General features: G+C 70.6%; 12 protein-coding genes. 3 read left to right on the top strand and 9 right to left on the bottom strand.

The features are described 5' to 3' along the window. Positions 1 to 70: 70 nt before the first annotated feature. From fliI to MFF42_RS10130, 4 genes are all read right to left on the bottom strand, one after another. Complete coding sequence (gene fliI, locus MFF42_RS10145) at positions 71 to 1399, bottom strand: flagellar protein export ATPase FliI (protein ID WP_238255641.1); 1329 nt, start codon at positions 1397 to 1399, stop codon at positions 71 to 73. A gap of 13 nt (positions 1400 to 1412) precedes the next feature. Beyond that, entirely contained in the window at positions 1413 to 2141 is a 729-nt protein-coding gene (flgF, locus tag MFF42_RS10140) for a flagellar basal-body rod protein FlgF (protein ID WP_238255640.1), read from the bottom strand. A 4-nt stretch (positions 2142 to 2145) separates the two neighbouring features. Next, complete coding sequence (locus MFF42_RS10135) at positions 2146 to 3399, bottom strand: DUF1217 domain-containing protein (protein ID WP_238255639.1); 1254 nt, start codon at positions 3397 to 3399, stop codon at positions 2146 to 2148. A 124-nt stretch (positions 3400 to 3523) separates the two neighbouring features. Next, positions 3524 to 4096 carry a hypothetical protein gene (locus tag MFF42_RS10130; protein ID WP_238255637.1) on the bottom strand — a complete coding sequence of 191 codons (573 nt, stop codon included), beginning with the start codon at positions 4094 to 4096 and terminating at the stop codon, positions 3524 to 3526. A 210-nt stretch (positions 4097 to 4306) separates the two neighbouring features. Here MFF42_RS10130 and MFF42_RS10125 point away from each other — a divergent pair, with 210 nt between their 5' ends. After that, the gene (locus tag MFF42_RS10125; protein ID WP_238255636.1) at positions 4307 to 4606 is read left to right on the top strand and encodes a PilZ domain-containing protein; all 300 of its coding nucleotides are present in this window, start codon (positions 4307 to 4309) and stop codon (positions 4604 to 4606) included. Between the two features lie 388 nt (positions 4607 to 4994). Continuing rightward, the gene (locus tag MFF42_RS10120) at positions 4995 to 6413 is read left to right on the top strand and encodes a flagellin N-terminal helical domain-containing protein (protein WP_238255634.1); all 1419 of its coding nucleotides are present in this window, start codon (positions 4995 to 4997) and stop codon (positions 6411 to 6413) included. 127 nt (positions 6414 to 6540) lie between these two features. On the opposite strand, the gene MFF42_RS10115 is transcribed toward MFF42_RS10120, so the two are convergent. Then, positions 6541 to 7221, bottom strand: coding sequence for a response regulator transcription factor (locus MFF42_RS10115; RefSeq protein ID WP_238255633.1), 681 nt, complete (start codon positions 7219 to 7221; stop codon positions 6541 to 6543). A 393-nt stretch (positions 7222 to 7614) separates the two neighbouring features. On the opposite strand from MFF42_RS10115, the gene MFF42_RS10110 reads away from it, so the two are divergent. Beyond that, positions 7615 to 8892: an aspartate aminotransferase type Ic gene (locus MFF42_RS10110; protein ID WP_238255632.1), complete on the top strand. Its 1278-nt coding sequence runs from the start codon at positions 7615 to 7617 to the stop codon at positions 8890 to 8892. 13 nt (positions 8893 to 8905) lie between these two features. On the opposite strand, the gene MFF42_RS10105 is transcribed toward MFF42_RS10110, so the two are convergent. The 4 genes from MFF42_RS10105 to MFF42_RS10090 form a co-directional block, all read right to left on the bottom strand. Further along, positions 8906 to 10009: a Fic family protein gene (locus tag MFF42_RS10105; RefSeq protein ID WP_238255630.1), complete on the bottom strand. Its 1104-nt coding sequence runs from the start codon at positions 10007 to 10009 to the stop codon at positions 8906 to 8908. 53 nt (positions 10010 to 10062) lie between these two features. After that, a complete protein-coding gene (locus MFF42_RS10100; protein WP_238255627.1) occupies positions 10063 to 11181 on the bottom strand; it encodes an ATP-dependent DNA helicase in 1119 nt (372 codons plus the stop codon). A gap of 20 nt (positions 11182 to 11201) precedes the next feature. After that, positions 11202 to 12137, bottom strand: coding sequence for an oxygen-dependent coproporphyrinogen oxidase (hemF, locus tag MFF42_RS10095; protein ID WP_238255625.1), 936 nt, complete (start codon positions 12135 to 12137; stop codon positions 11202 to 11204). 92 nt (positions 12138 to 12229) lie between these two features. Then, positions 12230 to 12813, bottom strand: a 584-nt coding sequence (locus MFF42_RS10090; protein ID WP_283206868.1) for a flotillin domain-containing protein, incomplete at its 5' end; no start/stop codon positions are given.

Below are 12813 nucleotides of genomic sequence, written 5' to 3'. Positions count from 1 at the left end.
GCATCGCTGTCCGCCCCCGCGAATGCGGGGCGGCGGCCGTCCGCCGGATCTTCGAAATGAGACATCACGCTCATCCCCGCAGGGATTGGGCGAGTTCGAGGAAGGCGTCGCGGCTCGGGGGCTGGCCCGGCTCCTGGCGCAGGGCCTCGTAGATCCGCGGCACGAGGCTCACGGCCTGGTCGAGGTCGGGATCGCTGCCGGCGCGGTAGCCGCCCATGAGGCGCAGGTCCCGTGTCTCCTCGAAGCGGGCCATCATGCTTTTCAGCTTGCGCACCAGCTCGCGCTGGTCCCCGGTCCAGACCTCGCCCGCGAGGCGCGAGATCGAGCCGAGGAGGTCGATCGCCGGATAGCGGCCCTGTTCGGCGATGGCGCGGTCGAGCACCACGTGGCCGTCGAGCGTGCCGCGGATCGAGTCGGCGACCGGGTCGTTGTGGTCGTCGCCATCGACCAGCACCGAGAAGATGCCGGTGATCGTGCCGGTGCCCTCGGCGCCGGGGCCGGCGCGCTCCAACAGCCGCGGCAGATCCGAGAAGACGCTTGGCGGGTAGCCGCGTGCCACCGCCGGCTCGCCGGCCGCGAGCGCTACGTCGCGGGCGGCGTGGGCGTAGCGGGTGACGGAATCGACGATGAGCAGCACCGACTCGCCGCGATCGCGAAACGATTCGGCCACCGCCAGCGCCACCTTCGGCGCCTGGCGGCGCATCATCGGACTCTCGTCGCCGGTCGAGACGACGATCACGGCGCGGTCGCGCGCGGCGGCGATCGGCCCTTCGAGGAACTCGCGCACCTCGCGCCCGCGCTCGCCGACCAGCGCCACCACGACGCTGTCGAAGCCCTGGGCGCCGGCCAGCATCGCCAGCAGGGTCGACTTGCCGACGCCGGAGCCGGCGAAGATGCCGATGCGCTGTCCGGCGCAGAGCGGCGTGAACAGGTCGATCGCCCGCACCCCCGTCGGCAGCGGGGCCTTGACCCGCGCCCGGGTCATGGCGGCGGGTGGGTCGGCGTCGAGCGGGACGCTGTCCGGCCCTTCGAAGAGCGGCCCGAGCCCATCGACGGGGCGGCCGAGCGCGTCGATGACCCGGCCCTTCCAGCGCGGGGCCGGACGCAGCTGCGCCGGGCCGATGCGGTGGGCGAGGCTGCCGATGCCGGCCTCGATCCGGCTCTCGAACGGCTTCACCGTGGCGCCGGCCGCGTCGATGCGCACCACCTCGCCGACCTGGGTGCGGCCGTCCGCGGAAAAACCCATGCGGTCGCCCAGGCGCACGAAGGCGGAGACGCCCGCGACCCGCGCCGCGCTGGCGGTCACCTCGCGCACGGGGCCGCCGACCCGCACCAGCGGCAGGTCGCGGCGCCCGGCCTCCATCGCCCTCTCCAGGCGCTCGATGGCGTTCGTGCTCATCGTGCTCATCCGGCTAGCCCTGCGGACCCAGCGTCTTGACGGCGCCGGTGAGGGTGTTGTCGGCCTCCGAGGTCATCGTCGCCGCGCTCTCGAAGGCGCGCTGGATCGCGATGAGCTTGGTCATCTCCATGATCGGGTTGACGTTGGCACCCTCGACGTAGCCCTGGACAAGGCCGATCCGGGTGAAGTCCTGCACCGGCCGGCCGGGGATGCTCGCGCCGATCGCATTCGGGCCCGAGCGCGTCAGCGCGGCCTTCGGATCGAGGGTGAACAGGCCGAGCGCGCCGACTTGGTTGACGCCCTGGTGGATGCTGCCGTCGCGGCCGATCACCGGCGGACCGGCCTGGGGATCGAGCAGCAGGGCGCCGCCGCCGGGATCGACCACCGGCAGGCCGCCCACGGTGCGCAGCTGGCCGTTGGCATCCATCGTCAGGCGGCCGTCGCGGGTATAGAGCGTCTCGCCCTTCGGTCCCTTCACCCCGAGCCACGCATCGCCCTGGACGGCGACGTCGAGGGCGGAATCGGTCTTCGTCGTCGGGCCGGCGACCCGCGAGATCGCGTTCTTGCCGGGTCCGACGAAGGCGACCTCGCCCCGGTTCGAGCGGGCGAGCAGTTCCGAGAAGCTGACTTCCTCCGCCCGGAAACCCACCGTCGCCATGTTGGCGACGTTGTTGGCGGTCGTCGTCAGACGCTTCTCGAGGGCGATCTGGCTCGACAGGGCGACGTAGAGACTGCTCTGCACGGCTCTAACCTCCGGCCCGCGACGTCTGCAGGTTCGTGAGCGTCTCGGCGTCGATGCCGCCGGAGCCGGTGAACAGGGCGAGCACGGGCGCGCTGGCGGTGTTGTTCTGCGCATCCCAGATCGCCGCGAAGCGCCGCACGAAGGCGTCGAGCTTGGCCGGATCCTTCAGGCTCGCGACGTCGATCTTCGTGGCGATCAGCTCGGCGCGCTTGGCCAGGGCCTCGCTCGTCGCCGCGCCGCTCGTCGCCGGCAGGCCGATCACGGTGTTGGCCACCTGGCTCAGCGCCGCGTCACCGAGGATGTCGAAGGCGCTCGTCAGCGTCGGGGCCTTGCGGGCGAAGTAGAGGGCGAGGCGCACGCCCGTGTCGGCGTCGCCCGCTTCGCTCTCCAGCGATTGCTGCAGGTAGGCCTGCGTGACGGCCAGCGCCATCGAGTCCGGGCCCAGATCCGTGCCGAACCCGATATCGGCGGCGGTCCGTCCGGCGGTGAGCGGCACGTTGCGGATCGCCAGGGTGCGGATCGCCCCGCCCGCGCTCACCAGCGTGTCGGCATCGCGCCCGGTGCCGCCCGCGGCCCCGTCGGCGCCGAGATCGGTCAGGCCGGTGGTCTCGAAGAACAGGCTGCCGTCGGCGGCGAGCCCCGCCTGGACCTTGCCCCTGAGGGCCGAGGCATCGATCTGGACCGCCACCGCCGCGGCGATCTCGCCGGGCGTTACCTTCGACAGGTCCGCCACCCGTCCGGCGAGCGTCTGCGCATTGAGCCGGATCGTGACCGATTGCGTGGTCGCGGCATCGAGCCGGGATTCGACGAGGAAGCTCGCCTCGGACCGGCCGCTGAAATCGTAGGCGTCGGCCAGCAGCTTGGGGGCGCTCAGCGAAGCGGTGCGGGGCGCGAGGCCGAAGCTGGCCGCATCCGCGCCCGCGGCGGAGACGCCCTGGCCGAAGCTGAACGCCTTGGCGAAGGCGGTGTAGCGGTCGTCGGCGAGCCGGTTGGCGAAGCTCGCCGCGCTGGCGGCACCCTCCTCCAGCACCTTGCGCATGAACGCCTTGGCGTAGGTCATCTCCTCCAGGCCGTAGGCCTTCATGGCGTAGGCGTAGAGGCGCTGGTCGCCGAGCAGGTCGTCGACCGACTTCACCCGGCCGATATTGGCCTCGTAATAGGCGGTCTCCCGGGCGACGCTCGGCTCGGCCGCCTTCCGCTGAAGGGAGGCGCTGAGATCCTTGGCGATCAGCCGGTAGCTGGTGAGGGTGTCGGTCACGGGCGGGCGCCTGGGCGGGAGCGCGGGAGGAAGGCGGCCATCGGCGCGGCGAGGGCAGGGTCCGAGGCTGCCTCTAGGCCCGTACGCTTGCTCCAGGCTTGCCCGGCGGGGATGCGGGCCGGGATCACGAGGCGGGCCCGATGATCGTCTCGGTCGTGATCACGACCCAGCCCGCGCCGGTGCGGCGGATCGACAGCACGCGGCCCGCGCCGGGCAGGACGCTGCCGAGCGAGACCGTGAGCCGCCCGTCGCGGCTCTCCAGGGTCGCGACGCCGTCGGCGACGCCGCGCAGGGCGTAGCCGCCCGCGGCGAGGCTTACGGGCGGCGGCATCGGCGGCTCGCTCGAGCCCTGGGGGCCGGCGGCCACGGGACGGTCGGGTAGCGAGCCGGTGGTGACGGGATCGAAATCCGGGTCGGCGAGGCGGCCCTGCGCCACCGTCTTCTTCCAGGCGAAGGGCGTCATGCCGGCCGGCAGCACCGCCTGCACGTCGTAGCCGTGGGTGCCGGTCGAGATGGCGTAGCCGGCGAAGCCGCCCGCGGTCAGGGCGAGCAGGACGAGGCCGGCGAGCACGGTGCGCTCCCCCGCCGCCTCCCTGGCCCGGCGGGCGGCGATGCTTCCCGCCAGCGGCCGCGACGGGAGCCCGGGGATGCGTTCGGCGCCCCCGGAGGGGGATCGCCGTGCAGGATCTGGCGTCATGCGGGCCTCGGTGGATCGGTCCCGGGCGCTTGCGCACGAAACGTCTTCGCGGCGCGCCGCCCGGGGAGCGGGAGCGTCATCGTTCACGATCCGTGTACGTTTATGCTTGACGCCCGGTTAACGACGCTGCGCGAACGGCCGCCCCGTCTCATCGACAGCGCTGCGGACGGTCGTTAAGCCGAAACCGGAACGAGGCGCCGGGAAGCGAGCATGGCCGATCCGCGGGAAGCTGTTGTGCCGAACCCGGCCGAGCCGGTGGCGCGGGCGGGCCGGCGTCACCGCGTCGTGCAGCAGGGGCGCATCGTCCTGGGTCCCGAGCGGCTGGTCGCCTGCACCGTGCGCGACCTCTCGCGGACGGGCGCCAAGATCCGCGTCGCGCCCGAACAGGTCCTGCCGGAGACCTTCTCCCTCGTCATCGCCGCGCACGACCTGCGCACGATGACCGCCCGGCTGTGCTGGCGCCGCGGCGATTTCGTCGGCGTCGCCTTCGACGGCGAGCCGGTCGCTTGAACCACCCTTCGATTGCAGCGCGGCCGGATCCCGCTCCGGCCTCTTGTCCACAGACGGGCCCCCGGCCTGTGGAGGGTGTCGGATGGGACGGCGGTGCTCCGGCCGGCTTAATCGGTTCGTAACAGGCCCCGGCCATTCTCACGCCATCGACAGGCGCTTCCCGCAACCAGGCGGCGCCCTCGAGAACAGGCCAGCGGGTGAACCCTCAGACGGGTTCATAGACATGATGTCGGTCCGCTGATCCGGTGCGAGTCCGGAGGTGTGATGCGCGGCGCTCCGAGCCCGACGGGCTCGCCGCGGCCCCCTTTTCGGGGCCGTGCGGCCGCACCGGTGCGAGCCCGGTCCTCAAGAACCGCCCCGTCCTTCATCATTCCCGGAAGACAGATCCGTGACCAGCCTGCTCACCAACATCTCCGCCATGACGGCGCTGACGACGCTCAAGGGCATCAACCAGCAGCTCGACGCGACCAGCAACCGCGTCTCCACCGGCCAGCGCGTCTCGACCGCCTCCGACAACGCCGCCTACTGGTCGATCGCCACGACCGTGCGCACCGACAACGCCTCGCTCTCGGCGGTCAAGGACTCGCTGGGCCTCGGCTCCTCCGCCGTCGACACCGCCTATAACGGCCTGAACTCGATCCTCTCCGACATGCAGAACCTGCGCGCCAAGCTGCAGACCGCGCTGCAGCCGGGCGTGGACCGCGCCAAGGTGCAGACCGAGATCAAGGCGATCCAGGACAAGATGAAGGCCACGGCCGACTCGTCGACCTCCTCGGGCCAGAACTGGCTCTCGGTCGACTCCTCGGCCTCCAATACCAGCTACCAGGCGACCCAGAACGTGGTGGCCGGCTTCTCCCGCGCCTCGTCGGGCGTCGTCACCTTCTCGAAGATCGGCGTCGACGTGAACGCCATCAAGCTCTACGACGTGAACGCGTCCAGCATCACCACGGCGGCCACCGCCGGCCAGGTGTTCGGCACCACCTCCCTCACCGGCACGGCGGCGTTCCGTCCCGCCGATGCGGTCGTCGCCAACCGCGGCACCGCCGATTTCAGCGGCACCAACGAGGTGAAGTTCAACCTGTCGCTCGGTGACGGCTCCACCGCGCAGATCACCCTCAACCGGGCGAACCTGTCCTCCGCCGCCGCCGATCTCTCGCGCGTCACCACCGACGAGTTCCTGAACGCGATCAACAATCAGATCGCCGCCGACACGGCCGCGACGCCCCTCGCCGGCAAGGTCGCGGCTTCGCTCGACAGCGCGGGCCGCCTGACCTTCACGACGACGGCGACCGGCGCGGGCACCAACGCCCAGGTGACGGTGCTGAACGTCGCCGCCACCGCTGGCAACACGCTGATCGACGTGGGCTTCGGCGCTGGCACGCCCGCCGCGACCGACGCCCGGACCGGCGCGGGAACCGCGGCGGGAACGACGACCGGCAAGGGCATCCTCGACACCGTCGATGCCGGCACCACGTTCTCGCTCGCCACGATCAACATCGGCAGCCTGGTCGGCACCGCGGGCGACACGGCCCTGCAGAACATCATCACCCAGGTCGAGAAGGCGATCGCCAAGGTGACGGATGCCGGCACCAAGCTCGGCGCCAGCAAGACCCAGATCGACGGCCAGAAGACCTTCGTCGACACGCTGATGAAGGCCAACGACCGCACGATCGGCATCCTGGTCGACGCCGACATCGAGGAGGAGTCGACCAAGCTGAAGGCGCTCCAGACCCAGCAGCAGCTCGCCGTCCAGGCGCTCTCGATCGCCAATTCCGGCAGCCAGACCGTGCTGTCGCTGTTCCGCTAAGGCGGGACGTCCCGGCCGCCGTCGCGGCCGGGCAATCCTGAATGCAGAAAGGGCCGCGCTCATCTCGAGCGCGGCCCTTTCTGCGTTCAAGGGTTTTTGAAGCCGATCCTGCCGTTCGTCGCGCGGCTCAGCCGACGAAGGTGTAGCCCGCCATCCGCTTGGCCTCGATCGGGTCGTAGCCGAGGCGCATCCGCAGCTTCTTGCGCAGCTTGCTGATGTGGCCCTCCACCACGCTCTCCTCCACGCTGGTGTCGAGGTCGCCGTAGACCGCGGTGAAGATCTGGCCCTTCGTCACCTGCCGGCCGCGGTTCTTCGACAGATATTCCAGGATGTGCCGCTCGCGCCGGGGCAGGAGCAGGCAGGTGCCGTCGATCTCCGGATCGCGCCCGTCCGTGTAGACCTTGAGCCGGCCGGCCCGGTCGGGGGTCGGAGCCGGCTCGACGCCGCGGCCGGTCCGGCGCCGGATCGCGCTCGCCCGGGCGATGATCTCGCGGACATGGACCGGCTTGCGCACCACGTCGTCGATGCCGGCGGTGAACAGGGCCAGGGTCTGCTCGAGGGAGCGGGTCTCGTTGAGGGCGATGATCGGCGCCCGGCTGAGCGAGCGGATCGCCACGGTGCAGGAGGCGCGGTCGGCGAAGTCGCCGATCAGGAAGCCGTCGATCGCCTCGACGTCGATCCGCGGCGCGGCGTCGAGCCAGCCCCTCATGGATCCGACGGCGAGTCCCCGCGCCTTCACGCCCTCGGCACCGAAGCCGGCAACGTAATGGTCGGTGACGCTCTGCCGCTCGTCGACAACGATGTACATCGTCAGTTCTCGAAGATGTGCGAGGTCATTGCGTCCCGCGCGAATGTCCTTCGCGCGTCGCTCTGGCCGATTGAACTGTTAAAGGGTTGTCGGATGTTGTCGGTCGCTGGCCCGAGGGGCGTGTTGGCTGCTGCTCAACCTTCCCCGCGTGCCGCTTCCTCCAACATTTGACGGTCTGAGCTTTTTGGCGAGAATGGTTAACGGCGCGTTAAGGCCAAGCTTGCGCGAGACGAAACGTTAGGAGTTTGGTGACGCCGTCGATCTGCTCGTGGCCGTTGTGCCACAGTGTGACCGAGCGGCTTCGGTGCGGTGCACGCCTTCTCGCCGGATCGGTCTTGACCGACGCGACGCGGCGCGCTCGAACGCTCGCTCGGCACCGCCAAGAGGAATTCCATGCCGTCGCTGTCCACCCTGTCGCCCGATGCCCTGGCAGAGCTGCGCTCCAAACTGCGCGGTGAGTACGAGACCCTCAAAGCGCAGGGGCTGAAGCTCGACATGACCCGCGGCAAGCCCGCCTCGGATCAACTCGACCTCGCCGCCGAGATGCTGGCGCTGCCCGGCAACCGCGACACCACCGCCGAGGACGGCACCGACGCGCGCAACTACGGCAACCTGCAGGGCTTGCCCGAGGCCCGCGCCCTGTTCGCCCCCGTGCTCGGCGCGCCGCCGGAGCAGATCGTGATCGCCAACAATTCGAGCCTCGCGCTGATGCACGACGTGCTCGTCTACGCCCTGCTGAAGGGTGTGCCCGGTGGCGATGGGCCGTGGTCGAAGCAGGAGCCGATCACGATCCTCTGCCCGGTGCCCGGCTACGACCGCCACTTCGCCCTGTGCGAGGGCTTCGGCATCCGCATGATCCCGATCCCGATGACGGGGGAGGGGCCGGACATGGCGGCGGTCGAGCGCGAGGCCGCCGACCCGTCGGTGAAGGGCATCTGGTGCGTGCCGCAATATTCGAACCCGAGCGGCGAGACCTATTCCGACGAGACTGTGCGGCGGCTCGCGGCTCTGAAGGCGGCGGCGCCCGACTTCCGCATCCTGTGGGACAACGCCTACGCGGTGCACCACCTCACCGAGGCGCGGCCGTCCCTCGTCGACATCCTCGAGGCCTGCACGCAGGCCGGGCATCCCGACCGGCCGATCGTGTTCACCTCGACTTCGAAGGTGACGCTGGCCGGCGCCGGGCTCGCCATGCTCGCCGCCTCGTCTGCGAACGTGAAGTGGTACCTCGCGCAGGCCGGGCGCCGCAGTATCGGCCCGGACAAGCTCAACCAGCTCCGCCACGTCCGCTTCCTGCGCGACGCCGCCGGGATCGCGGCCCATATGGATCGGCACCGCGCCCTGATCGGCCCGAAATTCGCGGCGGTCGAGGAGGCCTTCGCCGCCCGTCTCGACGGCTGGGACGTCGCCCGCTGGAGCCGACCGCTCGGCGGCTACTTCGTCACCCTGGACGTCACCGACGGCACCGCCTCGCAGGTGGTCCGGCTCGCGGGCGAGGCGGGCATCGCCCTGACGCCGGCCGGCGCGACGCATCCCTACGGGCGGGACCCGCACGACCGCACCCTGCGGATCGCGCCGACCTTCCCGAAGCTCGACGCCGTGCGCACGGCGGCCGAGGCGGTGGCGCTCTGCACGCTGCTCGCGGCGGTGGAGGCGCGGGCCGCGGGGTGAGGTTGCTACGCGGCTACAGGGCGAGTGCGTAGCTCGTGCTGCGGCCGCCCCCCGGCTCCTTCACGAGAACGCCCGCCGCGATCAGCCCTTCGATGTCGCGCAGGGCCGTGTCCTGCGAGCACTTGGCGATCCTGGCCCATTTCGTGGTCGTCAGCTTGCCCTGGAAGCCGTCGAGGATGCGGTTGATCATCAGACGCTGACGGTCGTTGATGGTCCTGGTCGCCAGGTGCTCCCACACCTTCGCCTTGTGGATCACGGCCGCCAACGCAGCCTCGGCATCGCTCAGCGCTTGGTCGAGCACCTCGAGAAACCATGCCAGGCGGACCGTGATGTCGAGGTCACCCTTCTGGGTCGCCTCAAGGGTCGCGTAATACTCGCTTCGCTCGACCCGCAGCCGCGACGACATGCTGTAGAAGCGCTGCCCTGTTCCCTCTGAACGGGCCAGTGCGAGATCGGCGATGGCGCGGGCGATCCGGCCGTTGCCGTCGTCGAAAGGGTGGATCGTCACGAACCAGATATGCGCCACGGCCGCCTTGAGCACCGGATCGGTCTTCGTGTCGGGCGCCTCGAACCACTTCAGGAAGGCCGCCATCTCCGCGTCGATCCGCTCGGCGGGCGGCGCACGGAAATGGACGCGCTCGCGGCCCATCGGGCCCGAGACGACCTGCATCGGGCCGAGTTCGTCCGTTCGCCAGCCGCCGACCGTGAAGGCCTTGCGCCCGTGCCCGCCCTCCGGAAAGAGGCCCGCGTGCCAGCGGAACAGGCGTTCCGTCGTCAGGGGTGCCGCATGTCCCTGCGTCGCATCGAGCAGCATCGCGACCAGCCCTTCGACCGGGCGCTCGACCGGCACCATCCCGGCGCGGTCGAGACCGAGCCGCCGTGCGACCGACGAGCGGACCTGTTCGCGATCGAGGATCTCACCTTCGATCTCGCTGGTCTTCAGGGCATCCTGAACGAGGGTCTGGAAGACGGCTTCGGTCTCGAGTTCGAAACCCAGCGCCTCCATGCGGCCGAGCAACCGACCCTGATGGTGACGGACCTCGGCCAAGCGCGTGGCCAAAGCCGCCTCGTCCCAACGGAAGCGCAGCCAATCCGGCCGATCGTAGATGTAAGCCACATTCTCCGCATATCACGCGGAGAATAGACGCTGCAATCTCCGCATGACCCCGATCACACCACCACGGTGATCGCCTGCGCCGCCCGGGTCAGGCCGGTATAGAGCCAGCGGGCGCGGTGCTCGCGGAAGGCGTAGGACTCGTCGAACAGCACCACCTTGTCCCACTGCGAGCCCTGCGCCTTATGCACGGTCAGCGCGTAGCCGTAGGTGAACTCGTCGGTCTCGCGGCGCAGGAACAGCGGGATCTCTTCCTCCGAACCCTCGATCACCTGCCGCAGCACCTTGATGTCGACCGCGCGGCGCCGCACCGCCGGGTCGTCCTCCGGCACCACGTCGAGGCGGATCGTGTCGGGGCGGGGCGGGGCGCGTAGCGCCTGCACCGTCCAGGTCGAGCCGTTGAGCAGGCCCTTGGTGCGGTCGTTCCTCAGGCAGACCAGCTTCTCGCCGACCGATGGCATCGGGTCGGTGTGGCCGGCCAGTTCCCGCAGGCGGTTGTTGTAGAGCCGCCGGGTCCGGTTGAGGCCGACCCGCACCTGGTCGCAGTCGAGCACCTGGGCCGGGTCGATGTCGCGGCGGCGGATGACGCGGCTCTCGCCATACTGGCCGATGTCCAGCCGGCCGCCCTCGCGGATCGTCATCGCCATGCGCACGATCGGGTCGTCGGCGGCCTGCCGGTGGACGTCGGTGAGCATCACGTCGGGCTCGGCTTCCGTGAAGAAGCCGCCGCCGCGCACGGGCGGCAACTGCGCGGGGTCGCCCAGCACCAGCACCGGCTTGTCGAAGGAGAGGAGGTCGTGGCCGAGATCGGCATCGACCATCGAGCACTCGTCGATGACGATGAGGTCGGCCTTGGCCGCCGGGCCGGAGCGGTTGAGGGTGAAGGTCGGGCCGCCCTCGTCGCCTTCCTTGCTGCGGTAGATCAGCGAATGGATCGTCGCCGCGTCGTGGCAGCCCTTCTGGCGCATGACCGAGGCCGCCTTGCCGGTGAAGGCGCCGAAGACGACCGGGCCGTCGACGTCGTCGGCGATGCGGCGGGCGAGCGTGGTCTTGCCGGTGCCGGCATAGCCGAACAGGCGGAAGACCTGGGAGCCGCCCTCCTTGCGCCAGCGGGCGATGGCTTTGAGCGCGGCCTCCTGCTGCGGGGCGAACTGGGTGGGAACGGACTCGGCCATGGGTTTCGCGGGCGAGGGTTCTAAGGCCAGCGCACGGTCGGCGGAAGCGACGAAAGGATCGAGGCGACGTTGCCGCCGGTCTTCAGGCCGAAGATGGTGCCGCGGTCGTAGAGCAGGTTGAACTCGACGTAGCGCCCGCGCCGCACCTGCTGCTCCTCCCGGTCGGCCTCGCTCCAAGCCTGCCCGAGGTTGCGCCGGACGATCTCCGGATACGCCTTCAGGAAGGCCTCGCCGACGTCGCGGGTATAGGCGAGGTCGGCCTGCGGCTCGCCGGTCCAGTGATAGTCGTAGAAGATGCCGCCGATGCCGCGGGGCTCGTTGCGGTGCTTGAGGTGGAAATACTCATCGCACCACGCCTTGTATTTTTCGTAGTTCACGGCCGGAGCGTGCGCCTCGCAGGCTTCGCGCAGGCAGGCGTGGAAGAACTGCGTGTCGGGATCGTCCTGCGTCCGGCGCCGGTCGAGCACGGGGGTGAGGTCGGCGCCGCCGCCGAACCACGCCTTCGTGGTCACGACGAAGCGGGTGTTCATGTGCACCGTCGGCACGTTCGGGTTCCAGGGGTGGACGATCAGCGAGATGCCGGTGGCGAAGAAGCGCGGATCCTCCGCGGCGCCCGGCATCTGCGCCCGGAATTCCGGCGCGAACTCGCCGTGCACGGTCGAGACGTGGACGCCGGCCTTCTCGAACACCCGGCCCTTCAGCATCGCCATGACGCCGCCGCCGCCCGGCGCGCCGCTATGGTCCGTGCGCTGCCACGGCGTCTTCTCGAACGTTTTGGCCTCTGCCGGCGCGTCCGGGTGGAACGGGCCTTCCGCCTCCGCCTCCAGCGTTTCCAGCGCGGCGACGATCCGGTCGCGCAGGGTGGCGAACCAGGCCTGAGCCTCGCTCTTCAGCGCGGCGAGGTCGTCGGGCGAGGGCAGGGGGGCGGGATTCCGGGAGGCGGTCGCGTCGCTCATGGCCCCAGGCTTTCCCACCCGGGCCGCGATCCGTCAATTCGCGGCGCGGCCGGGGAGGGGTGCGGCCTCGGGTTCACGACGTCCGGCCGGCCTCAGACGCCGGCGCCCCCATTCGCGTGCCCGTCGGCAACGGGCTTCGCCGCCCCGTCGCGCAGGCCGCCGACCAGCGCGTCGAGGCTGCCCTTGCCCTCGGAGAAGCCCGCCTCGTTCAGGATCGCACCGAGAATCGGGCTGTTGTACTGGTAGCGCAGCAGGTGGCCCGACAAGCTGTCGCCGAAGCTCGCGGACACACCGTTGCCGCCGCCACCCATCATCCCGCCCGCGTCGAAGATGCGGATCGAATCGATCTTCTCCACCGCCCGCATGCTCTCGCGCAGGGCGTCCGGGATGATGCCGAGGCGCTTCAGGCCCGTCTCGTAGGCGCGCGCCTCCGCCGAGAGGGCGTTGCGAGCCTCGTTCATCATCCGCTCGCGCTCGGCCTCGGCTTGGCCGAGCTTGGCGATGGCCTCCGCCTTCGAGGCGGCGGCGGTCGCCTCGGCCTCGGCCAGCGTCGTGATGGCGTTGGCGCGGTCCTCCGCCGCGCGCCGCTCGGCCTCCGCCGTGACGGTGACGCCGGTCGCCTCCCGCTCCGCCTCGCGCTTGGCGGCGATGACCGCGATCTCGCGCTCGCGCTCGG

The sequence above is a fragment of the Methylorubrum podarium genome, assembly GCF_022179745.1.
Lineage (GTDB): Bacteria > Pseudomonadota > Alphaproteobacteria > Rhizobiales > Beijerinckiaceae > Methylobacterium > Methylobacterium podarium.
The sequence above is the reverse complement of the archived record's forward strand: the minus strand, read 5'-3'. Positions and strand labels throughout refer to the sequence as shown.